This window comes from Ornithinibacillus salinisoli (assembly GCF_042684965.1).
Lineage (GTDB): Bacteria > Bacillota > Bacilli > Bacillales > Amphibacillaceae > Ornithinibacillus > Ornithinibacillus salinisoli.
In genome coordinates this window covers 375,141-398,898 of sequence record NZ_JBHUMI010000016.1, presented here as the reverse complement: position 1 = coordinate 398,898, position 23,758 = coordinate 375,141, and the positions used below count along the sequence as shown (strand labels likewise).

The window sequence follows — 23,758 nt, the reverse complement described above, 5'->3', positions numbered from 1 at the left end:
TTTTTATGTTGACCAATATTGTAAGAATATTTTCGTTCTTTGTTTCCCTTCATCTATTAACTTTTTTTTGGATTCTGAACTGATTCGAAAATCAGTTGTTTCTACGTTCTTTACAGGAATGAATATAATGTTTTTCCCTTCTGAAGTTGATACATACCTCGCATCATGTGCTTGTTTCATCGTTGAAAATAAGGCGTGCAACATCTCTAATGCATTTTTTATCCGCCGTGGTTGTATCATTTCAGTGGAATCGCTTAGTTTAACTCCTAACACTGGTCTTCTTTGCTTATTTTGATCTTGATCGAATACCCAAAGCGGAAAGTTACTTAGCAACCCCCCATCAACCATAATGCTTTTTTCATTTGTTTTTCCGGGAAGTTTTTTCGGCATAAAAAAATAAGGGAAACCCGCACTCATCCGGACTGCTTTAGAAATAAGAAAATGATTAGGATTGATTCCATAAATTCTTTCTAAATCATCTGGTATGACTACAAGCTTCCCTAAGGTTAAATCACTAACTACGACTTTGAGATAATTTTCCGGTACATCGCGAAACGTGTATATGTTTTTTTTGGCTAATTGAATATATAGCCAGTTTTCAAATTTATCTCCCTTATATAATCCATTTTGAAAATATAATAACAACCACTTGCTTCCAGGGATAATTTTACTAAAATGTGGTGGGTCAAAGAACGTTTTTAAATCTAGATTATCTAAAATATGTCTTATTTCCTTCACGGTATACCCTGCTGCAAGAAATGCTGCAAGTATAGCACCAGCTGAAGTTCCTGCAACACGTTCAAGCTCTAGGTTTCTTTCTTCCAAACTCTCTAATGCTCCAATAAACGCAAATGCTTTAACTCCCCCACCGGAAAAAACAGCATCAATTTTCATACGCTTTCTCCTTTATGCTCTTTTCTATATTTTTAAGCTTTTGAAGGAGAAATTAGAACTAAATCCTTATGTATATTTGCATTAGTTATTTATTTTCTTTTTGTATTTGCTTTAATGTTTCGATTCTTGATTTATCTTCTTTAAAGTAGGCTACAAGATCTCCTATCCTGTCTATGGAATTCCAACTCAAATGATGTTCAATTCCTTCTACATCATTATATATATTTTCCTTATCGACACCTATAATTTCAAGGAAGTCTTCTAATAACTCATGTCGAAATACCAATCGTTTTCCAATCTTGTTTCCTTTATCAGTTAAAATGAATCCTCTGTATTTTTCATAGTTTAAATAATCATCCTTATCTAACTTTTGTACCATTTTTGTAACAGATGAAGGATGTACCATTAACGCTTCAGCGATATCAGATACTCGTGCATATCCTTTATTTTCAATTAAATTATATATTTGTTCAATATAATCCTCCATACTCGGTGTCGGCATATGATCTCCCCATTTCATGGAATTTTTTTTATCTAGGGCAAAACTGTTTCTTTTTAGAGAATAACGTAGTTTGGAATAATAGACAAGTTAAAACCAAGAAAGGTAGACCTGAAAACAAAATTTTGAAGTCCGTTTTCAATCGAAAATATTGGCTATTTTGGCGGATGCTGCGTGCGAATTTTCATTGTTAATCCCTTAAAGTTATTTTAGTGGACATCTGGTCGCTACATAATTTTGGTATAAACTGTTCCATTTAATGGAAGAGTTGTCTATTTCTCTGTAAGAATATCTATTTTATTAGCTTACATGTTATTGAGGTTTATAAACTAATTCTTTTTGTCTTTTTATATATTCTAAATAAGAATGAATCTCTTTTTTACTCCTTAAGATAATAATCTCTTTTTTAGAACCCAATGATTGCAAAGACTGAAATCGTTCATTCATTTTTCTTTTTCGAGGATAGTAAGTAGTAAATATAAACTTCATAAAGTCCCAATCTAATTTTTCCTTACACCCTTCCCCCATATCAGGTCGTGTTCTTCCTATATTCATTAACCATCTCTTAACAACACGATACAAACAAACATGAAGTGGAAGTTCTAAGTATATTATTGTATCTGCATGTTCTGCACGTATATCGAATGTATTACTGTAATTTCCTTCAATAATCCATTCACGTTGATTCACAATTTCCTGTTGTGCTTTTGAAAATTCTTCTAATGAGGCTTCTACCCAGCCTGGCTTCCAAAATAAAGCATCTAAATGATAAACATTTAAATGTAGCGCTTTCCCTAATTTTTGCGCAAATGTTGACTTCCCTACACCTGATGAAATCCCAATCACCATAATTCGTCGCATACTGTAACACCTTCATTCTAAGGATTCTAAAGAAAAAATAGGAACTTTCAAGTAGCTCAAAGTTAACTTACCTATTCATGGATTTACCGATATAAAAAAGCACGTATACTATGTCCTCCACCTAACCTGTAGCGTTCAATATCTCTATATTACAATACTAACATAATATTCCAAAAACATAATCGATTGTTGCCAATAAGGAAAAGTGATCCATTTTGATCACCCTATTTTTATAGATAGGTAAGGATTTGGAGGTATCTCTCCCTTCCTTGTTCACGTGCAGTATTCACAGTACCTAATAACAAGAAAAGACCACCAAATTGATATACAAATTGATGGTCCTTAGATTTTTAATGTTTGTGACTGGTAACCGACCTCATTAACAAAATAGTCAGTTCCGCTATAATATTACTTACAATCCACATTTCAGTTGAGCTCCGCAGCCAGTACAGGTATTACAGCCACCAATATCTTCTACACTACCTTCTCGACAAACTGGACAAGTATCTCCTACTTCAGATCCAATAGTTACATTTGTCTTATCCAGTTCTTGAATCGTATCCATTAGCACTACTTTCGGTTTTTCTTCCACTTCATCAAATAATTCCGTTTGTTCACCGAATGTATTTTCCTCCGCTTTTAATGTTAATACTTGTGAGTCACGGCTTCCATCAACATATACCGTACCGCCTTTGGCACCGCCATTATAGAGTCTTTGGTAAACTTGCTCTACCTGACTAACTGTATATCCTTTTGGCGCATTTACCGTTTTAGAGATAGAGCTGTCAACCCATCGTTGTATAACGCATTGTGTATCCGCGTGTGCTTCTGGTGCAAGATCCATTGCGGTAATAAACCATCTAGGTAATTTTTCTGAATCTGCATCAGGATTTCTGTCTAAATACTCTTGTACAATATCAGCTTTTACTTCAATAAATTTACCTAATCTTCCACTTCTGAAATACGAGAAGGAGAAGTAAGGTTCTAAACCTGTGCTAACGCCAACCATAGTCCCAGTACTTCCAGTTGGAGCAACGGTTAGTAAGTGAGAGTTTCGTATACCATATTTTAATATATCTTCTCTTATGTCTTCAGGCATTTTTTTCATATAGCCTGTTTGAATAAACGCTTTGCGGAGATCCATTGTTTCTTCCTCAGTATCACCAATAAGGAACGGGAAGCTTCCTTTTTCTTTGGCAAGTTCAATAGATTCGCGATAAGCAGTTGTAGCAATGGTTTCAAAAATCTTATCGACTAGTTTGTTACCTTCTTCTGATCCATACTCTGTTTCACAATAAATCAGTAGGTCATGAAGACCCATAACCCCGAGGCCTACTCGACGTTCTCCTAATGCTTGTTTTTTGTTTTCTGCTAAAAAATACGGTGTTGCATCAATAACGTTATCCTGCATTCTTACACCAATACGTACTGTTTCTTTTAACTTATCATAGTTAACTGTGCATAAATCTTTATCTGCCATTTCAGCTAAGTTAACAGCAGCTAAATTACAGACAGAATATGGTGCTAAAGGTTGTTCTCCACACGGATTTGTAGCAACTACTTGATCTCCATATGCTTTCGCATTGGTCATATCGTTGGCATTGTCTATGAAGAAAATGCCTGGTTCAGCAGAATATGTTGCGCAAATATTGATTAGATTCCAAAGCTCTTTCGCTTTCATACGTCGATAAACGCGAACACCATATCCCATTTCTTCCCATTTTCGGACATCTCCAACGTTATGCCACTCTTCATTGTATGCTTTCATTTCTTCTGCAGTATAATTTTCCACATCAGGGAATCTTAGCTCATACAATTCATCATTTTCAACAGCCTGCATGAATTCTTTCGTTATACATACCGAAATATTTGCGCCAGTTAAAAATTCAGAGTTTTGAACCGAATATGTTCCACCCGTTCTAAGTTTTTCTTCTGCCTCTTTAAAAGTAGCACTAGTAAATCCACCTTGACCAGGAATGTTTTTGTAATTAAGTATTCCTTGATAAAGATCCGTTTCTGTTTCTGTAAGTGGGGTGAATTTTAGCTTTTCTTGAGCTAAACGCTTAATTTGTTGATCTTCTGTGTTTTCAATTAGATAACGTAAGATTCTAGGATTTTGCATTTTAGAAATAATAAATTCAATAATATCAGGGTGAGAATCTACGAGCATTATCATTTGTGCCCCACGTCTTGATCCACCTTGCTCAACCAAATGCGTCAACTTCGCAATATCATCTAACCAAGATACAGATCCTGAAGATTTTCCGTTAACACCTTTTGCCAACGTATTTCGTGGACGTAACGTAGATCCGTTCGTACCAACTCCGCCACCTCTACTCATGATTTCCATTACTTGTTTCCGATGGTCGGAAATTCCTTCGCGTGAATCTTTTATATAGGGCATTACATAACAATTGAAGTATGTAACATCTGTCTCAGCACCAGCACCATACAATACCCTACCAGCAGGTATAAAGTTCAAATTAGCTAATTCCTTATTAAACTTTTCTATCCATTCTTGCTTCTTATCATCAGTTACTTCAACGCTTGCCAATCCTGTTGCATTACGTTTAGCAATTTGCTCATAGTAAACCTCAAGGGGTTTATCAATGACATCCAGTCCTCTTTTCACCTCTCCAGATGAGGCTTCTTCTCCATCTAACACAGATAGAAATTCTGGATCCACCTTAATGATCGCTTCCTTACTAGACCAATCAATCGATTTAACAAAGCCATAACCACGTGCTGGAAACTTCGGATCTGCTTTTACAGTAAGTACGACGAAGTCACCTTCTTTTAGCGACTTTTTCTCCGTGTCTTTAAAAGCATAGCGATCAAGCATGACTAATCGCGAAACACCCTTATGTGTCAATTTCATATCTTCCGTTATCGGATGTACTTGTGGAAAAAGTTTAATATCCTCATTTAACATTTCCACATTAATACTATTCAGTTTTTCGACAATCACTGACATTGGAACACTCCTTTTCTTACTCTTTCATTTAATTAATAGTTTTTATAAATTATCTAAATATACAATACCACTTTAAAATAAATTACACAATATATTGTATTCCATTTTATAAAATACACTATATATTGTGTATGGAACGAATCAAATGAAATTTGTCAACAAGAGATAATTTGAAAAAAAGATAGATATTTAAAGGAAATGAAAGCTACAATTAAAAAAATCCTTCAAAATAGAAACTTTTGCAATTTGCTTTTTCTGATGTATTAGACATGATCTGATAATGTTCGACAAACTCGTTTATTATCGGGTTTTTATGAGTTCGAGTATAGATAAGATTTTATGAAATTATTTTGAACAGCTCTATAATTTACGAATCACCTAAAAAAACTTTGAAAAAATAATGAAATAGCCATATAATAGAACATGTACTAATGTGAAAGACGGGGGACATGATTCATGGAATTTTTAGTAATTGCACTCGTAATCCTTTTAGCTTTCGGTATTTTTCGCTTCTTTAGACAGCGGATGTATTTAAAAACAATTACCGAAGAACAATTTCGTGAAGGATATCGAAAAGCACAATTAATTGATGTAAGAGAACCACAAGAATTTGAAAGAGGCCATATCTTGGGTGCAAGAAATATTCCAGTAACCCAATTACGCCAGCGCTTAGTGGAATTGCGTAAAGACAAGCCAGTTTACCTTTACTGTCAAAGTGGCTCTCGATCTGCACGAGCTGCACAGTTATTGCATAAAAAAGGATATGAGGATATCAGCCAACTAAAAGGCGGATTTAAGAAATGGACAGGTAAGATCAAGTCAAAATAACTCGAGTAACTATCAAAATAGCCTAAGGTGTTTGTTCACCTTAGGCTATTATTTATTTGTAGTATCTTAAAATTGGTTTTCTTGCCGCTGTAGTCTCGTCCATACGCTTTACAATTGTATCATGTGGGGCTTCTTGAACTAATTCTGGTTCATTTTTTGCTTCTTCTGAAATAGAAAGCATTGTATCAATAAAACCATCTAGCGTCTCTTTAGATTCGGTTTCTGTTGGTTCAACCATTAATGCTTCTTCCACATTTAATGGGAAATAAATTGTTGGTGGATGATAGCCATAATCCAACAATCGTTTTGCGATATCAAGTGTGCGTACTCCTAGTTTTTTCTGTTTTCTCCCTGATAAAACAAACTCATGTTTACAATGCTGAGGATATGGAAGATCATACTCCTTCTCCAATTTACGCATCATATAATTCGCATTTAGTACAGCATATTCACTTACCTTTTTCAAACCTTCTGCACCCATTGTCCGAATATACGTATACGCTCTCAGATTTATACCAAAGTTTCCATAATAAGGTTTTACCCTTCCTATTGATTGTGGGCGATCATATTCAAATACATATTGGTCTTCTTTCTTTGTTAAAATAGGTTTTGGAAGATACGGTTCTAATTCTTCTGACACACCTACAGGACCAGATCCAGGACCTCCACCACCGTGAGGGCCAGTGAAAGTTTTATGAAGATTTAAATGAACAACATCAAATCCCATATCACCAGGTCTAGCATACCCCATGATTGCGTTTAAATTTGCACCATCATAGTATAACTTCCCACCTGCTTCATGAACAATCTCTGCCATTTCTACTATTTCCGTTTCAAAAAGTCCTAGTGTATTTGGATTTGTTAACATTAATGCTGCTGTATCTTCCCCAACTACTGCTTTCAAATCCTCTAAATCTACTAATCCTTTTTCATTCGATTTTACTGTAACTGCTTCAAATCCTGCTACCGTGGCAGAAGCTGGGTTTGTTCCATGTGCAGAATCTGGAACAATTACTTTTGTTCTATTAAAGTCACCATTAGCTTCATGAAAGGCACGGATCATCATTAACCCAGTCCACTCGCCATGTGCTCCTGCTGCTGGTTGAAGAGATACTTCATGCATACCAGTAATTTCTCTTAAGGAGGTTTGTAAATCATACATCATTTCTAAAGCGCCTTGTACGGTTCTTGGGTCTTGATAAGGGTGAATGTGGCTAAATCCCTCTAAACGTGCAACATCTTCATTAATTTTAGGGTTATATTTCATCGTACAGGAACCTAGTGGATAAAATCCTGAATCAACCCCAAAGTTACGATTAGACAACCCTGTATAATGTCTCATTACTTCTAATTCACTAACTTCTGGTAAATCAGGAGCTGTTTTACGAATATAGGATTCCTCAAATTCTTCTTCCAAATTAATATCAGGAACATCTAATTCTGGTAAGCTATAACTTGTTCTTCCTTCTTTACTACGTTCAAATATTAGCGGAAAATCTTTATTAGCCATGTATATCCCCCAATTCTTTAACAAAAGCATCAATTTCATCTTTTGTACGGATTTCTGTTACAGCAACTAACATATGATTTTCGAGCTCTGGATAAGCAAAAGCTAAATCATATCCACCAATAATACCTTTTTCTATTAATTTATCATTTACATCTGATACGGAAGTTGATAGTTTAACAATAAATTCATTAAAGAATGACCCTTCTGATAAAACAGTAAATCCAGCTTCTTCAAATTTCTGTTTTGCATATCTCGCTTTTTGCATATTTAACACTGCCATTTTCTTTAAACCATGCTTTCCAATTGAACTCATCGCAACAGAACTAGCTAGTGCATTTAAGGCTTGGTTGGAGCAAATATTCGATGTAGCTTTATCACGACGAATATGTTGTTCTCTCGCCTGTAATGTTAGTACAAATCCTCTTACTCCATTTTCATCAGTTGTTTGACCTACTAAGCGACCAGGTACTTTTCGCATTAGTTTTGTAGTTGTTGCAAAAAAACCACAATGTGGTCCACCAAATTGGGCGGGAATTCCAAAAACCTGTGTATCACCAACAACGATATCCGCACCAAATTCTCCTGGAGGAGTTAAATACCCTAATGCTAACGGATTACTGGAAACAATAAACATCGTTTTCTTTTGTGTATCAATGATCTCTTTTACTTTATGCAAGGATTCAACTTGTCCAAAGAAGTTTGGATATTGCATTACCACACTTGCTGTATTCTCATCTATTTCATTTGCTAATTTCTCTAAATCGGTAATACCATCCTTATGATCTATCTCAACTATCTCCAAATTTGGTCCTTTTGCGTAAGACGCGATGACTGCGCGAGATTCTGGGTGGACCGTTTTAGACACTAATATTTTCTTTCTTTTTGTTTGTGCAGCACTTAGATTTACTGCTTCTGCCAATGCCGTTCCTCCATCATACATCGATGAGTTGGCAACAGGCATTCCGGTTAATTCAGAAATCATTGTTTGAAATTCAAAGATAGCTTGTAGCTCTCCCTGGGATATCTCCGGCTGATATGGTGTATACGCAGTATAAAATTCAGACCTAGAAATAACATGATCAACAACAGATGGGATAAAGTGATCATAAACCCCTGCACCTAGAAAGGAACTATTTTGTTTTACGTTAGCATTTTTATTAGCTAAAGCTACTAACTCCTTCATAAGTTCAGGTTCATTTGCAGGTTTTTTTAAATTTAATTCACGATTAAATCGTACCTTACTCGGAATATCAGAAAATAGCTCTTCCGTAGTATCAATTCCAATTGATTGCAGCATTTTTTGTTTATCCGCTTCTGTCATTGGTAAATAACGAAATTCCATCATATACCCTCCCTTATTTATTTGGATTTAAAAATTTTTTTGAAATAACTTCCGCTTTTAATTTTCGCTTTCGCACTTGTACAACTAATTCTGTACCAAGGGTAGCCGAATTCGCTTGTACTAGAGCTAGACCAATATTCTTTTGCAATGTTGGTGACTGGGTTCCTGATGTAATAAAACCAACTTTATCTTCACCATCATATACTTCATAACCATGACGTGGAATCCCTTTATCTATCATTTCTAGTCCCACAATCTTTCTAGCAGGTCCATTTTCAATTTGTTCTTTCAATACTTCTTTCCCAATAAAATCCATTGGCTTATCGACTTTAACCGCAAATTTCAGACCAGCTTCGATTGGTGTAATTTCTTTCGATATCTCTTGCCCATATAATGGTAGATTCGCTTCAAACCTTAGTGTATCTCTAGCACCTAGCCCAATCGGTTCTAGTCCTTTTTCTTTTCCTGCCTCTAACAATAGATCCCATAGGTCACATCCATTTGCTGGATCTATATATATTTCAAAGCCATCTTCACCTGTGTAGCCGGTTCTTGAAACTAATGCTCCTGCTTCTATGGATTGAAACTGTACACTATCCTCAAAACGGAAAAACTTAATTTCACTTAAATTTGTTTCAGTTACTGTTTGTAAGATCTCTTCTGCAAGGGGGCCTTGAAGAGCTAATTGAACGTATTCTGATGAAACATTCTTAATAGATAGTTCTTCTTGGCTGTAAAAATTGTTCTCTTCTAACCAAGCGTAATCCTTATCAGTATTTGCAGCATTTACAACTATCAAATAATTATTTTCAGCCAGCATATAGATAAGGAAATCATCTACAGTTCCACCGTTTTCATAACACATAAGTGAATACTGTGCTTTTTTCGGTGTTAACTTGGATACATCATTTGTAACAATTTTTTGTAAGAATTCTAGACTCTTAGGTCCTTTAACGATAATTTCTCCCATGTGGGATACGTCAAATAATCCCGCTTTTGTTCGTGTTACCTCATGTTCATGCTTGATACTAGAAAACTGAACAGGTAACTCCCAACCACCAAAATCAATCGTCTTCGCACCGTACTTTTCATATACAGGGTACAAAGGGGTTCTTTTTATCTCACTCACATTACCACTCCTTTTTTGATAGATAGGAACGCATCCCATCTAAATAAGTGCACCTCAGGTATTAGCAAATAAGCATCGCTAATAACAGTTTTCAAGCATAAAAAAATAGAGATTTCACTGTTATCAGAAAAATCTCTGTCCTACGACCAGAAAGTTGCGCATCCAAATGGATGCTTGCTTCGTGGGTGGTTTACAAACTGTAAACGCTCTCCAGAGGTGCGTCCTACAAGAGTCTTTTTGCCTGAGAGATTCACGAAAACGCTTGCTCCTTCGGCGTTATTTATAGTTAGTAAAAACAACTATAAATAAACTCTCCCCTTGTAATCATTCGCCTTTTATGAAAATAGATTATTTTGGTTATACTAACTTATGTATCGGTGAAAAACTCTATTTTTTATCGCGTTCATTATATCATAGAAACGCTTACTTGTGTCTTATTCTCAATAAAATTTTTTTATCTTTTCATTATTATATAAAAAGGAAGTTTGGAATGAATAATATCAATATTACTTATGATTCTACATTTATTACAAATCTTCAAGATACCATTGATAAAGATGGACCATTATCGTCTTGGGAACTTTTTGATATGGCATATCAAGCAGAACAAACAACAGTGACTACTGAATTTTATGGATTACGTGCATTAGAATTCTTACCGCATCTTGATTTCTTACCACACCAAATAGATACAGCTAAACAAGCTATCGAACATATGAATGGACGAGCAATATTAGCTGACGAAGTTGGTCTTGGTAAAACGATAGAAGCTGGTCTCATTCTAAAAGAGTATATGATTAGAGGGTTAGTTAAAAAAGCTTTAATTCTAGTACCCGCATCTTTAGTTAATCAATGGGTTCGGGAACTCAATGAAAAGTTTTACATCCCGGCAATTGAACACCGGAAGAATTATAATTGGGATCAATATGAAATAGTAGTTTCATCCATTGATACCGCAAAACGGGAGCCACATCGGGAAGCGATATTAGACATTGACTATGATTTTCTCTTAATTGATGAAGCACATAAACTTAAAAATCATAAAACGAAAAACTATGAATTTGTACGTTCATTAAAGAAAAAATATTGCCTTCTTCTAACAGCAACACCTGTACAAAATAAACTTATAGAAATTTTTAATTTAGTATCGATATTAAAACCAGGTCATTTAGGAAATTATGACTCGTTTGTTGAACAATATGGAAAAGATCGTAAGAAAATTAATCAAGATATTTATTTAAAACAACTCGTTCAAAAGGTAATGGTACGAAATACTAGACAGAGTACTTCATTAAATAATGCCAAGCGACACATCGAAACAATTTGGGTAGATTTTACGAAAGAAGAAAAAGAGGTCTATCAACAATTAGATACAACGGTTCAACCGTTTTCAACATTCTCGAAAATAACCTATTTGCGTGAAATTTGCTCTTCAAGGGAAGCGTGCTTTTTATCATTACAAAAGTTAGTAACAGAGGAAAATTTAGAGTATATCGAACCAATTATAAAGAAAATTGAACAACTTCCTCATCATGCAAAAGCAGAAAAAGCTGTAGAATTAATCAAACAGTTCGGTGATGAAAAGGTCATTATTTTCACAGAATATCGAGCTACACAGCTTTACTTACAATGGTACTTACAACAACACGGTATCACCTCTGTTCCGTTCCGAGGTGGATTTAAGAGAGGAAAAAAAGACTGGATGCGACAGTTATTTAAGGATCGTGCCCAAGTACTAATAGCAACCGAAGCAGGTGGAGAAGGTATTAACTTACAGTTTTGTAATTACATGATTAATTACGATTTACCTTGGAATCCAATGAGACTTGAACAACGTATCGGAAGAATTCACCGGTACGGTCAAGAAAAAGATGTTCATATTTATAATTTTGCTATTAAAGACACGGTAGAAGAGCATATTATGAAATTGTTATACGAAAAGATTAACTTGTTTGAACAAGTCATTGGCCATTTGGATGATATTCTCGCTGAACTTCACATTAAAGATCTTGAATCAGAAATCAACACAATTTTTAATGAATCATCAACAACAGGAGAAGCAAAAATAAAACTTGATAATTTATCATCCATTATTAGTAATACACAATATGATGAACAAGAGGAGCAACAGTATGGCAATATCTAACCTTAATATCTTCTTACAAGATTATTTTACTGCTCATCATTGTAACATTTTGAGTAATGAAAACGGCGTAATGAACATTCAGTTAACCGAGGATATGGACAGAGCATTAATGAACCGCCCTTTTTACTGGCATTATATTAAGAAAATGGGACATCCTGGAGATCCGATGAAACTGACTTTAATAACAAATCCGGAAAAAAAAGATGAAAAAGGGGATCGGATTCATTTTGGAAGTCCACGACTTCAACAAATCCTTAACCATTTGAAAGAAAATGAAAAATACACCAAACTATTTCAAAGTATTCATGCAACCAAGAACACAGCATTACACCCTTGGTTAGTAATGAATATCAAAATTAGTTATATAGGCAAGCAAAAGAAAGATGAAATTTTCTCTTTGGGCTTAAATTTAGTAAATGGGGTAATGAAAGCAAACATGATGGAACAGTTAAAGAAAATTGACCTACAATCTGCTATTTCAGATTATTGTTATACGATTTCTCCACTTATTAAAGTTCAAAGTGGATTTAATCGTATGAAAGCTGTTCTTGACGACTACATTCATAACCAAGAACACCAATGGGCCACAGATTCCTTACATGAACTAGAAAAAGAAGTGGAATTACTTAAGCATTTTTATCATGGTAAAACAGATCAAGAAGAAAAACAGATTCAAAAAGAAATCGATGAAATTAGTGAAAGATACAGTCCGAAGATTACAGTTTCGGTCATAAACGGTGGTTTATTTTATTTGATACCTAGTTTTTCGAATGCGGATGCATAATGAAAGCAGGTCCTTTTTATAGGGCCTGCTTTCAATCTTTCTTCAAAGAAATTCTAATAGCGAGAGGTAAAACACCAAACCAGCGATTCAAGTTATTTTTTTGCTGCTTTTCCGCTTTATGTTCCTCTCTTCTTTTTCTCTTTTCTTCCCTCGGTAAGTCCATATATGACACAACTTTTTCAGTTACACCTTTAATATAGTCATTTGACATAACCTAATCACCCTTATAGAATTTCTTAACTATATATTTCACAAATTGGGTTAAAGTTATTCGTATATCCGTTCTTTTATGTCATCGACTATATTTTCTACGGATTTCTTATCTGTAGTCACAATGTAATCCGCACATTTCGAATACATGTTGCACCTTTGATGAAATAATTCATGTCGTTCTTTAATCCTTTTATTCCATAATGGCCTTGTAGGATCTTCTTTTAAACGGTTTGAAATCTCTTCAAATGAAGTTTGCAAATAAACAATTACCCCATTTTGCTTCATCCATTTCATATTATCTTCATTCTCTACGATACCGCCACCAGTAGAAATCACCCCTGATTTAGACGCTTTTAGTGCTTGTGACTCATAATTTCTGAACGCTATCTCCCCTTCTTTTTCAAAGATATCATTTATCTTCATTTGATTTTTTTCTACGATATATTCATCCGTATCCATAAAAGGAACATCTAAAACCCGTGATAGCAACTTGCCTATTGTAGACTTTCCGCTTCCCATAAAACCGATTAAATAAATGCATTCCAATTTATTCACACCTTTTTAGAAAAAAATTATAAAAAAAGAAGGAGTTTAGCAAATCATGTCGAATTTAGTATATTGTTGCAATAATTTGAGGAGGTGTTAACACATTGAACCCCACTGCAGCACTTTCGGAAAAACTTCTAATCTGTGCGATTAACCAACAAGCCTCAGACATTCACTTTTATCCATTCCCACAAAAAACAAAAATTTATTTTCGTATACTTGGCAAACGCATATTGTATGATTCCATTGAAACAACACAATACGATTTATTACTCACCTATTATAAGTTTACATCAGGAATGGATATTGGTGAAATAAGAAAACCGCAAGATGGATCTATCACACATCACTTCGGTACAAAAAAGATCGCCCTTCGTTTATCCACTCTACCTGTTAATCAAACGGAAAGTTTAGCAATTCGTATTTTACCTCAAGAAGAAAACCTCCCTATTGAGAGACTTTTTCTCTTCCCAGATCAATTAACTGTATTAAAGCAGTGGATTACGAATCCAGCGGGACTTATCTTACTAACTGGCCCCACAGGTAGTGGTAAAACAACTACACTATACGCATTGCTCCAATCATTGTTAAAAGAAAGTTCATTCCAAACAATTACATTAGAAGATCCGATAGAAAAGAAACTAAACGATATATTACAAGTACAAGTAAATGAACGAGCAGGTATTACGTATCAATCTGGCCTGAAAGCAGCTTTAAGACACGACCCCGATATTATCATGGTCGGTGAAATTCGGGATCAACATACTGCTGAATTTGCTTTCGATGCTTCTTTAACCGGACATCTCGTTTTAAGTACGTTACATGCTAAAAATACACTGGGAACCATTCATCGTTTATTAGAAATGGGATTGAACAAAACAGATTTAGCACAATCTCTAATAGGGATTGCTTCCATTCAGCTACTCCCTATAATCACAAATCATCATTCCATTCCAAGACGTGCCGCAATATTGGAGCTCTTAGATGAAGATTTAATACAAGCAACATTGAGAGGGGACGATACGGTCGCACACCATCATCGCCATTCATTTTACCGTTTAAGAAAGAAGGCATATGCTTATGGATTTATTACGGAGGAAACATTTAAGAAGTATTAGAAAAAAATCATTAAAAAGTGATTTGCAACTTCGCTTTTTACACAGACTTGCACGATCATTAAATAATGGTTACTCTTTACTCCGAGCACTAGAAACAATAAAATGGGATCCATCATTAGAAGAAACTGCTGATCAAGTGATTATCATGCTACGAAATGGTGATCCCATTGATCACGCTTTTCAAAAAGTAGGATTTCACTCTACCATTTGTTCCTATTTATTTCTCTCCCGTTCTAATGGAGATTTACCATCAAATTTGGCAAACTGTATGGATATGTATGAAAAACGAATAGGGTATGTCAAAAAATTCGAACAAATCATCCGATACCCACTCATCCTCTTAATCATCTTCACATTACTTGTATTTTTTCTCAATCGTTCCATTCTCCCTACTTTTATTGACCTATTTCAATCCAGTCCCCAAGCATCCTCAAGTATTGAATTTTCACTTTATATCATTGAATTTATGAGTAACCTTATAAGTATTGCTATCCTGATTCTAGTCGGATTACTCCTGTTTTGGAGAAGAAAGAAACATAGTATCCCAATTGAAAAAAGAATTAGGATCTATCAAGCAATACCATTTTACAAATACTATTTAAAAATGCAGACTTCCTTTCTTTTTGCAACGCATCTGTCTTCCCTCTTATCTACAGGGATGTCCATAAAGGATATATTTACTATTCTTTCTCAACAACAGAAACTACCAATAATCAGTTTTTATGCCAAAAATATTGTTCTTGAATTGTCTAAGGGGAGTCAAATAATCCAAGTTTTAACTCCATTACCTTTATTAGAGAAACAATTAATCATCATATTCCAAAAAAACACCGATGCCTATTCATTAGAAAAAGACCTATCCATATACGCACAATTATTAACGGAAGAAATTCATCGTAAAATTATGAAGATGTTTACGTATATCCAACCGGTTTTTTATGTCATATTAGCTATCTTTATCATCTTTATCTACTTAACGTTAATGTGGCCCATGTTTCAATTAATAGATACGATATAAAAGGAGTTTAGTACCATGTTGAAAAATAATAAAGGATTTACGCTTATTGAAATGAATAGGGGTGATTACCTATTAATAATAAAAGAGCAAAAAGAATTATATAATGCCGAACAAAAACTACTAACCGAATTAATAAAAACTGAGAAAAATACATTCGAATTACCCGCATATCATAAGCAAAAGGTTCGTGAATATCAAAATGTAATCAAAAGACAAATATTGAGATTAAATAATCAATATATAAGTTTAGACAAAAAATTGTCAATTTTTGAGAAAAAATAGTTCGAAATCCCCTATAACATGTTACTATTGAATTAAATAATTTGAGAGGGGAAAATTAATGTGAGTACATTTTTTGGGGTCATAGGATTAGTTGGAGTTATTGTTGGTATTGTTCTATTGATTTTAGGGTTGATTAAAAAGAAGAAATATAAAGGTGGATTAATTACAATTATTTCAATTGTTGTATTTATAGTTGGGGTTGCTATGACGCCTACAGAAGAGGTTGCATCGGATACGGAAGAAGAAGATACACCTGAAGTTGTTGAAGAAGTTGAAGATACAGATTCTGAAGTAAGTACCGAAGAAGAAGAAGAAGACGTTGAAGAGGATGAAGAAGAAATTGAAGAAGAGCCTATTGAACTCACTCCTCAACAATTAATGCTACAGGATATAGTGAGTTTAATTGACTCAAACCAAGCCTTTGATACTGGTTCATATACACAGGGGGATATACCTAAAGGTGATTATGCTTATATTCCTTTTGAAGGTAGCGGGCAATATTATGCTGAAAAAGATCTTGCAGGAAATATTATTGATAATGAAAACTTTGATAGTTTTGGTTATGTCTCCGTACATGATGTTGGTAATATTGAAACTCAAGGTGTTCTGATAAGTGCGGAGGCATTTGAAACACTTAATGTAAGTAGTGCCAAGGAAATTTACGAAGTATTGAATGACCTTGAAGATTATAAGGACTCTGGCTGGTATAAAGTAGGAGTGGATATACCTGCAGGTCAATATGTTATTGAGAGTTTTGGTGAAGGTTACGTAGCAATAATGTCTGGTCCTGTTGGAAATAGCGAAATTGTTGATAATGAGATATTTAATGGCAGATATACCGTGAATGTAACCGATGGGCAGTTTCTAAAAATATCTAGTGCTACTATTACCGAATAAAAGAAAACCCCTCGTTTGAGGGGTTTTAATCTATCCATGTACCAGTCAGATTATCTAATGGTATATATTCATCTTCTATGTTTACGTACTGATTTAACACATCAACAGATAATAACTTCCCTTTTATCTTGTGGTAATCGTGGTCCTTAAAGTATTCCAACTCGATCGTTAAATCATTGTGAATTGCCATCTGCAAATGGATATTAATTTCCTCTTTTTGATAATCAGATATTACAGGCTTTTGTTTGTAATTCTGTCGTTCACGAATTTCCTGTAACATCTTTACGTGTTCTGGTATCATCATCGATGTCCATTTAATGGATCCTCTATCGTGCATTCTTCTCACCTCGATAAGAACGTTTGTTCTTACTTTAACATGTGATACACTAACTGTAAATAAAAATTATACTGTTGGAGGTTTTGAAATGTCTTTTAATTTTGAAGGTTACTTATCAGAAGAGACAAAAATTCTATCAAAAGATATTTACCATAATAATAAAGAGTACTTTAATTTAGTGAAAGATTACAACGAACTTTGCCATAGATTTAAATTTAATATAGAAATACATGATAAAAACGCACAAGAAGTATCAATTTCCGGATTATATATTCTGTTACTTAATAGCTTAGCTTCTATTTATGAATTAACTTTGCGGGGTCTAACTAGTGATGCAAAAGTAGTAATTAGATCGATGGTAGAGAAATTAATTAAACTAAAATTTTGCTCTTTGGATTATTCTAACGCTATACAGTATATTCAACAGGATGAGATTAAAAGATTGAAGTGGATGAGGATCATTAAAGAAAATAAAATTAAAGGTTTTAGTGAACAGGTTACTCAGTCAATATCTGAAGATGATATTAAAATTATGCACGATCATTTAAAAAAGCATAAAATTAAAGCACTACCAAATTTGGAGGTCCTTTCAAAAGAAGTAGGTTTAGAGGAGTTATATTCTTACGTTTATAGGCTATTTAGTGAGGAAATCCATGCTAATCCTAGAACAATTGAAGATCTTTTTGAATACAACGAAAAAAATGATATTAGAACAGTTAAGTGGTATCCAGATGTCAAAAAACTATTACCAGAAATTAGGTTAATTTTAATGACAAGTATAGACATAATTGATAAGACATTAAATATATTATTCGATTTGTATAACACTAAAGATAAAAAAGATCCAAGAACTACACAATACATGATGTTAAATGAGACACTTTTAAAATTATCTACAACTAATAATTTACAAATGAAATAACCCAACTGCGGAAACAGTTGGGTTATTTCTATAACTAAAAATCAATGAAATTTTCAGGGTCTACTGGATTTTTGTAAGAACCATTATGAATTTCAAAGTGTAAATGTTGCCCTGTACTGTCTCCTGTACTTCCCATGTATCCTAAAAATTGTCCCTGGCTAACGCTCTGACCTACAGAGACTTGCCTTGACCCAGATCTCATATGAGCATATATCGTTTCATAACTTCTTCCATTTATAGTATGTCTAATAAAGACAACTTCCCCCCAACTGGAATTATAATATGATCTTGATACAACGCCGCTCGCTGCAGCAACAATTCTTACTGTTCCATTTTGAGCTAGATCAATACCGTTATGAAATCCAGAACCTCTTGGTCCAAACCTAGAAGTAATTATATAATTGTTACTTTCTAACGGTAATTCAAATGACTGGGAAGACTCACTTATGTTAACCCATAAGTTTCCAAAGTTTGATGATTGAAATTGATACCAATCACCATATTTTGCAGTGATTCTAACGGTTGTTGGGGAGAAACCTGATACTTTGTTCGAGAAATTTGGCTCACTATAGCCATTAAAGCGCTCATCTAAAGTAAGAGTACTTAAATTCCCATTATAATACACCCATTTTTCACCATAATTGCTAGTTCTAATTTTATTCCAATAAGTCCCCTTTTTCTCAACTACTGTTACTGTTTGCGAACCAAATTGGGCTGCCTCATTTGATGTAAATGAAGGTGAATCATATGCACTGAATCTATGTGGAATACTAAGTCTCTGTTTATATACCCACACCAACCCATATTTACCTGTTTCTATTTGATACCAATGGTTATGTTTTGCAGTTACATTAACAGTTTGAGGTGCATAACTAGATAAACGTGATGAGTTAAATGTAGGTTGTTCATAAATATCAAACCTATAGCTAAAAGTTAGTCTGTCCTCAATATTAGGGTTGTAATATATCCACTTATTGCCGTATTTACTAGTTACAATTTGATACCAATAACTTCCTTTTTTATCAACAACACGTACGGATTGTGAACTAAATGTGCCTGCTTGTTCTGAGGTGAATGAGGGAGAATCATAAGCTGCAAATTTATGAGGCACCGATAATCGACCATCATAAACCCAAACATTACCATAATTAGTTGTTTCTATCTGATACCAATCGTTATATTTTGCAGTAACGGTCACCGTTGTTGGAGAAAAACTAGTAGCTCTTTCTGATGAGAATGATGGTTCTTCATATCCAACAAATCGATAATCATAAGTTTTTCTGCCTAAATCTGGATTGTAGTAAACCCATTTATCTCCACGATTAGTGCTTATTAGATACCAAAAATCCCCTTGTTGGTCTAATACTGTTACAGTTTGAGCACCGTATGTTGCTGACTCGTCTGATGTAAAAGAGGGCTCATCATATGTTGTAAACTTATGATTTATTTCTAACCTAGTGGTTTCTGCACTTGCAGATAATTCCGGAATAACACTAAATAATACAGCAAACAACAAAAATAAATACACAATTTTTTTCATTCAACTCTCCTCCTTTTTATATTTAAGAATTCGACAAATCTAACCAGTTTCCTGTTCAACAAACTTGGGAAAGTTTTACAAAATCCGACAGTGTAATCCGTTAAAATATTTCCTGCTTTCCTAAAAAGAAAAAACCCCAGTCGTGGAAAACTGGGGTTTTCGAGTAGATGATTTTTAAAAACTACTTTGTATTTAGCAAAGTCTTTTTATTAAAGTAGTTTTAATTTTACGTAAACTTTTAATAATTTGTCATAAATATATTTAAAAATATTATATAATTTGGATTGATAAAAATAATAGGATAAGGAGTTTTTAAATGAAGAAGAAAAAAGGATTCAAGTATTTATTACTATCTATGGTAGCAATAATTTCAGTATCATTCTTTGGATCAGTACCAGCAAATGCGGGATATTCTGACAACCCTAACGCATTGTATTATCAACTTTCTTCACAAGTTTATAAGGTAAATGGCTACAGTTCCGGTGAAAGAAGTATCCAAAACCAATTGACTGGATTATATGGCAACAAGTTTGAAGTAATTGACTCGTTTGATTCACTCAATAACCCTGATCATCCAGCAGGTGAACTCAACAGTGGATTACCAGGATATTTAAATAATACTGGATTCCAAGCAGTAACTGTAGTAGCTGAAAGAAGCAGAAAATTATATATAGCATTTGCAGGTACAAACCCAGATAGCTTGGCTGATTTACTTACATCCCTAAACATTATGCAAAATGACAATCCCGGACAACTGTACCATGCACAACTATACTTAAATTATATTTATAATACTTATCCAGAATACCGAAATTACAAATGGTATTTCACCGGTCACTCCTTAGGGGGATACATAGCATCCAAAACTTATCTAGATATTCGTTCTGCTAATTGGCTTAATAGTGGTCCAAAATTCAAACATGGAGGTCCGGTAAAAAAGACAAGTATCAGTGGGGTATATACTTTCAACGCCTTGCCGATCCCTAAATTCCAAGTACCAAGTGTACAATGGAATGCTAATAAAAATGGGGTTTATGACTCAGCAATTAAAAATATGTATATTCAAAATGAATGGTTGAATGGCGTCTATGACATGCACTATACAGTAATGGATTACTTTGGAACTAAAGGAGCTATAAATACAGGAATACCATATTATTCTAATATCAGTTATGATAAGCACAGCGATTCTGGTTATGGAATTGTAAGAGACTTAGTTGGCTATTACTCACACGCAAAAGATTGGAAAAAGAGCGTAGTAGATAGTCATGGTATTGCAAACTTTTCTAAGTGGGTTTCAAATTAAAAAAAAGCACATATAAAAAGACATTTTTTTGTTCAACAGCAAAAAGCCTACCCTGTTTCCGCAAGGTAGGCTTTGTAAATCAGATAATTTTTAAAAACTATTGTAGATTAATCTTATCTAGGTATAACACTTACTAGCCAACCAAATTCTTTCCTTAACTCTTCTGCGTAATACTCTGCTACATTCTTTCCAGTAAATAATCCTGTAACTATTCGATAACGTGGATTCAATTCTGTGCTGTTTGCTTTTTCATGTAATAACCAACCATATTCATCCTCGAGTTTGTCTATCGCCTTTGCATAAGATTCAGCATCATCAAATAAACCTGATTGGATTCTCCAACGATCATTATCTGTTGGTTCTGGTCTGCCTTTACTTTTTGGTGGAGTTAATTCCTTTACTGCTTTATACTTCACTCCTTCCTCAATACAAACAGCTTTTACTACACATTCATACATGCCTTCACGATACGACTTGTTTTTCAATTTTGCTGCATTAGGACCATCAACAAAATCGTACTCAACAATGGTCACTCTACAATTACCTGTTTCACGGTGCATAAAGTAATAATCTTGACTTCCCCACTTCCGTGTATAAATTGTATTAGGTCGTAAAGGGTACCCTGCTTTCTTGAATTCTTTTGCTAATAGCTTTTCAAACTTTCCGTCTGCATAAATAGAGTGAATAAATTCCGCACCAGCCCCACCACCTGCATTGTAATGGTGGGAAATACCTTTTGCATATCGACTAGTTTTAGCAGTGCGGTCTTTTTGATCTAAAGTAACATCAGCAGTCCGAGTCATATCGCTATCAATACCCAACTCTTTTAGTCTGCTATTCACATATTTAGCGGCTTCAAGGGTATATTCTTTCTCCTTAATGCCATTTGCTTGTGCGCCTGGATCTGCTCCACCGTGTCCTGGATCGTCAATTCGTTTAGTCATAACTAATTATCTCCCTTCGAATTTTTACCTAATTCAAACAAACCTACTGAAGCTAGACCAGATATACCACCTGCCCAAATTCTCTCGCCTAATCCAATGTCAACAAAAAAAGCAGCTGCACCTAATCCGATGCCGACTGCCATTGCCATTACTGGGATATATCGTTTGTTAATTCCTGTTGCTGATTTCACCGCTTGAACTGCACCTGCTGTTACTGGCGCAATCACTGTAGCAACTGCTAGTATTTCAACCATGTATTTTCACCTCCTCATTTGATCAATTGATCTATCAACAAATATAAAAAACTACCTCCACCTAAAAGGGTAAAAAGTAGCTTCCATCCGTTGTTCAAATTGACTTTTTTCTTTTTAAAAAACTCGTCTACCATGCGATTATTAATGGTATTGAGCAACTCCTTTTGTTCTTTGTTGCTCTCTTTAATGGTCTCTTGTACGCTATCCATCTTGTGCGATAAGCCCTGCATGGTAACCTCTAAAGCCGTGATTCTTTGTTCGTGATTCTGCCAGATGGGCATATCTTCTTTTTGCTTTTCCATGTTCGACCCCCTATTTATGACATAAAAAAGCACCTCGATTGAGATGCTTATTGAAATTCTATTTCTTTTTCTACATAATCATCCATTATTTCTTCATCAAGAGAATAGGTTATATCTCCCTGTAAATACATACATGTACTACTACTTTCCGAGAGCATCCCATCCCCAGAATCACCTCTTTCGAAGGATGGATCTATCGTTTCTATACTAAAACTAACATATAAATCTACACCAAAGGAGATTAATAATTCATTCTCTTGGATATCCAATGTTACATCATGTATCTCGAAGTCCATCTCATCGATGTGACCATCGGTTCCCCATCCGCTATAGTACTCTCCTTCAAACTCAGAATTCATTAGGAGATCATTGATTGTATAATCCAAAGAAGAATTACCATCGAAGTAGTTCCTTAATTCATTTTCCAACAGTTCATTATTGTATTCATAATTATCGATGAAGTAATCATGTAAGTGATATTCTTCGTTTTCAAGAAATGCACCAACTGAATTGTAAAAAAGAAGTCCGCTAATATCGACTTCTAGATCCTCGTGAATACTTTTTTTGCTTTTATCGGCAAAATCTTTACTATTGTTTGATATAAACACAACATTTTCAGGATCTTCTTCTTCACAATATTCTACAATACTTTGCCAAATGATAGCATCTTGGAAGGATAATTTATTTTCACCGAAAGGTTTAATTCCTAGAAAATATTTCTCTGATATTTGTGCAGTAACATTTTCTCCTGTTGGATAGCCAACTATTTGTATTTGATTATTTTCAATGGTATCATCTAAAAATCGTTTATATTGATCAACATACTTCTCTGCTCTTAACTTTTCCAAGTCAAATAGGTTATCAATTCCTAATGCTTCTATTTTTTTGCTTACACTTTTTCTGACCTCTCGTACTTCTTTTAAAGCTGGTCTCACATTATCTCTATACTTTTTTATAATTTCGTTATAGTTAAATTCAGTAATGCAGAGTTTAACTGGTTCATGATTAGTAAACTTCAATAATTTTTTAATAGCGCTACTTTTAAAGAAAAAGTCGTTATGCACAACATTGGTATCTATAAAGATTAAGTAACCCAATTCATCCCTCCTCTT

The 23,758-nt window shown here is 34.3% G+C and carries 24 protein-coding genes and 2 riboswitches; of the genes, 9 read left to right on the top strand and 15 right to left on the bottom strand.

Annotation, left to right across the window (positions count from 1 at the left end):
• Positions 1-3: 3 nt before the first annotated feature.
• From ACFSTA_RS12670 to ACFSTA_RS12655, 4 genes are all read right to left on the bottom strand, one after another.
• Positions 4-894 (bottom strand): patatin-like phospholipase family protein, encoded by an 891-nt coding sequence (locus ACFSTA_RS12670; RefSeq protein WP_377557081.1) that lies wholly within the window; start codon positions 892-894, stop codon positions 4-6.
• Positions 895-979: 85 nt separating this feature from the next.
• Complete coding sequence (gene mntR / locus ACFSTA_RS12665; RefSeq protein ID WP_377557080.1) at positions 980-1,396, bottom strand: transcriptional regulator MntR; 417 nt, start codon at positions 1,394-1,396, stop codon at positions 980-982.
• A gap of 309 nt (positions 1,397-1,705) precedes the next feature.
• Positions 1,706-2,254 carry a DNA topology modulation protein gene (locus ACFSTA_RS12660; protein ID WP_377557079.1) on the bottom strand — a complete coding sequence of 183 codons (549 nt, stop codon included), beginning with the start codon at positions 2,252-2,254 and terminating at the stop codon, positions 1,706-1,708.
• 412 nt (positions 2,255-2,666) lie between these two features.
• Positions 2,667-5,228 carry a vitamin B12-dependent ribonucleotide reductase gene (locus tag ACFSTA_RS12655; protein WP_377557078.1) on the bottom strand — a complete coding sequence of 854 codons (2,562 nt, stop codon included), beginning with the start codon at positions 5,226-5,228 and terminating at the stop codon, positions 2,667-2,669.
• Positions 5,229-5,684: 456 nt separating this feature from the next.
• Here ACFSTA_RS12655 and ACFSTA_RS12650 point away from each other — a divergent pair, with 456 nt between their 5' ends.
• Positions 5,685-6,056 carry a rhodanese-like domain-containing protein gene (locus ACFSTA_RS12650; protein WP_377557077.1) on the top strand — a complete coding sequence of 124 codons (372 nt, stop codon included), beginning with the start codon at positions 5,685-5,687 and terminating at the stop codon, positions 6,054-6,056.
• A gap of 52 nt (positions 6,057-6,108) precedes the next feature.
• Here the strand turns inward: ACFSTA_RS12650 and gcvPB are convergent, their stop codons facing one another.
• The 3 genes from gcvPB to gcvT are packed head-to-tail and all read right to left on the bottom strand — an operon-like array spanning position 6,109 to position 10,037.
• The gene (gene gcvPB, locus ACFSTA_RS12645) at positions 6,109-7,566 is read right to left on the bottom strand and encodes an aminomethyl-transferring glycine dehydrogenase subunit GcvPB (protein ID WP_377557075.1); all 1,458 of its coding nucleotides are present in this window, start codon (positions 7,564-7,566) and stop codon (positions 6,109-6,111) included.
• Positions 7,559-8,908 carry an aminomethyl-transferring glycine dehydrogenase subunit GcvPA gene (gene gcvPA / locus ACFSTA_RS12640; RefSeq protein ID WP_377557074.1) on the bottom strand — a complete coding sequence of 450 codons (1,350 nt, stop codon included), beginning with the start codon at positions 8,906-8,908 and terminating at the stop codon, positions 7,559-7,561. The genes gcvPB and gcvPA overlap by 8 nt, the downstream gene beginning before the upstream one ends.
• A gap of 13 nt (positions 8,909-8,921) precedes the next feature.
• Positions 8,922-10,037 (bottom strand): glycine cleavage system aminomethyltransferase GcvT, encoded by a 1,116-nt coding sequence (gene gcvT / locus ACFSTA_RS12635; RefSeq protein WP_377557073.1) that lies wholly within the window; start codon positions 10,035-10,037, stop codon positions 8,922-8,924.
• 133 nt (positions 10,038-10,170) lie between these two features.
• A riboswitch (glycine riboswitch) is annotated at positions 10,171-10,253 on the bottom strand.
• A gap of 3 nt (positions 10,254-10,256) precedes the next feature.
• A riboswitch (glycine riboswitch) is annotated at positions 10,257-10,365 on the bottom strand.
• Between the two features lie 162 nt (positions 10,366-10,527).
• On the opposite strand from gcvT, the gene ACFSTA_RS12630 reads away from it, so the two are divergent.
• Positions 10,528-12,183, top strand: a complete 1,656-nt coding sequence (locus ACFSTA_RS12630; RefSeq protein WP_377557072.1) for a DEAD/DEAH box helicase — start codon at positions 10,528-10,530, stop codon at positions 12,181-12,183.
• A complete protein-coding gene (locus ACFSTA_RS12625; protein WP_377557071.1) occupies positions 12,170-12,967 on the top strand; it encodes a YqhG family protein in 798 nt (265 codons plus the stop codon). Before ACFSTA_RS12630 ends, ACFSTA_RS12625 begins: the two co-directional genes overlap by 14 nt.
• A 31-nt stretch (positions 12,968-12,998) precedes the next feature.
• Here the strand turns inward: ACFSTA_RS12625 and ACFSTA_RS12620 are convergent, their stop codons facing one another.
• Both ACFSTA_RS12620 and ACFSTA_RS12615 read right to left on the bottom strand, forming a co-directional pair.
• Positions 12,999-13,178, bottom strand: a complete 180-nt coding sequence (locus ACFSTA_RS12620) for a YqzE family protein (protein WP_377557069.1) — start codon at positions 13,176-13,178, stop codon at positions 12,999-13,001.
• A gap of 56 nt (positions 13,179-13,234) precedes the next feature.
• Positions 13,235-13,726 carry a shikimate kinase gene (locus ACFSTA_RS12615; RefSeq protein WP_377557068.1) on the bottom strand — a complete coding sequence of 164 codons (492 nt, stop codon included), beginning with the start codon at positions 13,724-13,726 and terminating at the stop codon, positions 13,235-13,237.
• A 104-nt stretch (positions 13,727-13,830) separates the two neighbouring features.
• Between ACFSTA_RS12615 and comGA the strand changes: the two genes are divergently transcribed.
• From comGA to ACFSTA_RS12595, 4 genes are read left to right on the top strand one after another with little or no spacing between them, the layout of a single operon-like run.
• Positions 13,831-14,844 carry a competence type IV pilus ATPase ComGA gene (comGA, locus tag ACFSTA_RS12610; RefSeq protein WP_377557067.1) on the top strand — a complete coding sequence of 338 codons (1,014 nt, stop codon included), beginning with the start codon at positions 13,831-13,833 and terminating at the stop codon, positions 14,842-14,844.
• Positions 14,807-15,862 (top strand): competence type IV pilus assembly protein ComGB, encoded by a 1,056-nt coding sequence (gene comGB, locus ACFSTA_RS12605; protein WP_377557066.1) that lies wholly within the window; start codon positions 14,807-14,809, stop codon positions 15,860-15,862. Before comGA ends, comGB begins: the two co-directional genes overlap by 38 nt.
• Before the next feature lie 15 nt (positions 15,863-15,877).
• Positions 15,878-16,144: a hypothetical protein gene (locus ACFSTA_RS12600; protein ID WP_377557065.1), complete on the top strand. Its 267-nt coding sequence runs from the start codon at positions 15,878-15,880 to the stop codon at positions 16,142-16,144.
• Positions 16,145-16,204: 60 nt separating this feature from the next.
• Positions 16,205-17,041, top strand: coding sequence for a hypothetical protein (locus ACFSTA_RS12595; protein ID WP_377557064.1), 837 nt, complete (start codon positions 16,205-16,207; stop codon positions 17,039-17,041).
• 25 nt (positions 17,042-17,066) lie between these two features.
• Here the strand turns inward: ACFSTA_RS12595 and ACFSTA_RS12590 are convergent, their stop codons facing one another.
• Positions 17,067-17,378: a YolD-like family protein gene (locus tag ACFSTA_RS12590; protein ID WP_377557063.1), complete on the bottom strand. Its 312-nt coding sequence runs from the start codon at positions 17,376-17,378 to the stop codon at positions 17,067-17,069.
• Positions 17,379-17,466: 88 nt separating this feature from the next.
• Here ACFSTA_RS12590 and ACFSTA_RS12585 point away from each other — a divergent pair, with 88 nt between their 5' ends.
• Positions 17,467-18,300: a DUF5677 domain-containing protein gene (locus tag ACFSTA_RS12585; protein WP_377557062.1), complete on the top strand. Its 834-nt coding sequence runs from the start codon at positions 17,467-17,469 to the stop codon at positions 18,298-18,300.
• A 34-nt stretch (positions 18,301-18,334) separates the two neighbouring features.
• Here ACFSTA_RS12585 and ACFSTA_RS12580 read toward each other — a convergent pair whose 3' ends face one another.
• On the bottom strand, positions 18,335-19,840 hold the full coding sequence (locus ACFSTA_RS12580) for a peptidoglycan DD-metalloendopeptidase family protein (protein WP_377557061.1): 1,506 nt from the start codon (positions 19,838-19,840) through the stop codon (positions 18,335-18,337).
• 316 nt (positions 19,841-20,156) lie between these two features.
• On the opposite strand from ACFSTA_RS12580, the gene ACFSTA_RS12575 reads away from it, so the two are divergent.
• The gene (locus ACFSTA_RS12575; RefSeq protein ID WP_377557060.1) at positions 20,157-21,146 is read left to right on the top strand and encodes a hypothetical protein; all 990 of its coding nucleotides are present in this window, start codon (positions 20,157-20,159) and stop codon (positions 21,144-21,146) included.
• 113 nt (positions 21,147-21,259) lie between these two features.
• Here the strand turns inward: ACFSTA_RS12575 and ACFSTA_RS12570 are convergent, their stop codons facing one another.
• Genes ACFSTA_RS12570 through ACFSTA_RS12555 form a run of 4 tightly spaced genes read right to left on the bottom strand, consistent with a single transcriptional unit; the run spans position 21,260 to position 23,743 of the window.
• Positions 21,260-22,090 carry an N-acetylmuramoyl-L-alanine amidase gene (locus ACFSTA_RS12570; protein ID WP_377557059.1) on the bottom strand — a complete coding sequence of 277 codons (831 nt, stop codon included), beginning with the start codon at positions 22,088-22,090 and terminating at the stop codon, positions 21,260-21,262.
• A 2-nt stretch (positions 22,091-22,092) separates the two neighbouring features.
• On the bottom strand, positions 22,093-22,344 hold the full coding sequence (locus ACFSTA_RS12565; protein ID WP_377557058.1) for a holin: 252 nt from the start codon (positions 22,342-22,344) through the stop codon (positions 22,093-22,095).
• 14 nt (positions 22,345-22,358) lie between these two features.
• Complete coding sequence (locus ACFSTA_RS12560) at positions 22,359-22,646, bottom strand: hypothetical protein (RefSeq protein WP_377557057.1); 288 nt, start codon at positions 22,644-22,646, stop codon at positions 22,359-22,361.
• Positions 22,647-22,693: 47 nt separating this feature from the next.
• On the bottom strand, positions 22,694-23,743 hold the full coding sequence (locus ACFSTA_RS12555; protein WP_377557056.1) for a PIN domain-containing protein: 1,050 nt from the start codon (positions 23,741-23,743) through the stop codon (positions 22,694-22,696).
• Positions 23,744-23,758 lie beyond the last annotated feature (15 nt).

Coding starts and splice junctions, on each gene's coding strand:
- ACFSTA_RS12670 (WP_377557081.1), bottom strand. CDS start 894: ATGAAAATTGATGCTGTTTTTTCCGGTGGGGGAGTTAAAGCATTTGCG.
- mntR (WP_377557080.1), bottom strand. CDS start 1,396: ATGCCGACACCGAGTATGGAGGATTATATTGAACAAATATATAATTTA.
- ACFSTA_RS12660 (WP_377557079.1), bottom strand. CDS start 2,254: ATGCGACGAATTATGGTGATTGGGATTTCATCAGGTGTAGGGAAGTCA.
- ACFSTA_RS12655 (WP_377557078.1), bottom strand. CDS start 5,228: ATGTCAGTGATTGTCGAAAAACTGAATAGTATTAATGTGGAAATGTTA.
- ACFSTA_RS12650 (WP_377557077.1), top strand. CDS start 5,685: ATGGAATTTTTAGTAATTGCACTCGTAATCCTTTTAGCTTTCGGTATT.
- gcvPB (WP_377557075.1), bottom strand. CDS start 7,566: ATGGCTAATAAAGATTTTCCGCTAATATTTGAACGTAGTAAAGAAGGA.
- gcvPA (WP_377557074.1), bottom strand. CDS start 8,908: ATGGAATTTCGTTATTTACCAATGACAGAAGCGGATAAACAAAAAATG.
- ACFSTA_RS12630 (WP_377557072.1), top strand. CDS start 10,528: ATGAATAATATCAATATTACTTATGATTCTACATTTATTACAAATCTT.
- ACFSTA_RS12625 (WP_377557071.1), top strand. CDS start 12,170: ATGGCAATATCTAACCTTAATATCTTCTTACAAGATTATTTTACTGCT.
- ACFSTA_RS12620 (WP_377557069.1), bottom strand. CDS start 13,178: ATGTCAAATGACTATATTAAAGGTGTAACTGAAAAAGTTGTGTCATAT.
- comGB (WP_377557066.1), top strand. CDS start 14,807: ATGGATTTATTACGGAGGAAACATTTAAGAAGTATTAGAAAAAAATCA.
- ACFSTA_RS12600 (WP_377557065.1), top strand. CDS start 15,878: ATGTTGAAAAATAATAAAGGATTTACGCTTATTGAAATGAATAGGGGT.
- ACFSTA_RS12590 (WP_377557063.1), bottom strand. CDS start 17,378: ATGCACGATAGAGGATCCATTAAATGGACATCGATGATGATACCAGAA.
- ACFSTA_RS12585 (WP_377557062.1), top strand. CDS start 17,467: ATGTCTTTTAATTTTGAAGGTTACTTATCAGAAGAGACAAAAATTCTA.
- ACFSTA_RS12580 (WP_377557061.1), bottom strand. CDS start 19,840: ATGAAAAAAATTGTGTATTTATTTTTGTTGTTTGCTGTATTATTTAGT.
- ACFSTA_RS12575 (WP_377557060.1), top strand. CDS start 20,157: ATGAAGAAGAAAAAAGGATTCAAGTATTTATTACTATCTATGGTAGCA.
- ACFSTA_RS12570 (WP_377557059.1), bottom strand. CDS start 22,090: ATGACTAAACGAATTGACGATCCAGGACACGGTGGAGCAGATCCAGGC.
- ACFSTA_RS12565 (WP_377557058.1), bottom strand. CDS start 22,344: ATGGTTGAAATACTAGCAGTTGCTACAGTGATTGCGCCAGTAACAGCA.
- ACFSTA_RS12560 (WP_377557057.1), bottom strand. CDS start 22,646: ATGGAAAAGCAAAAAGAAGATATGCCCATCTGGCAGAATCACGAACAA.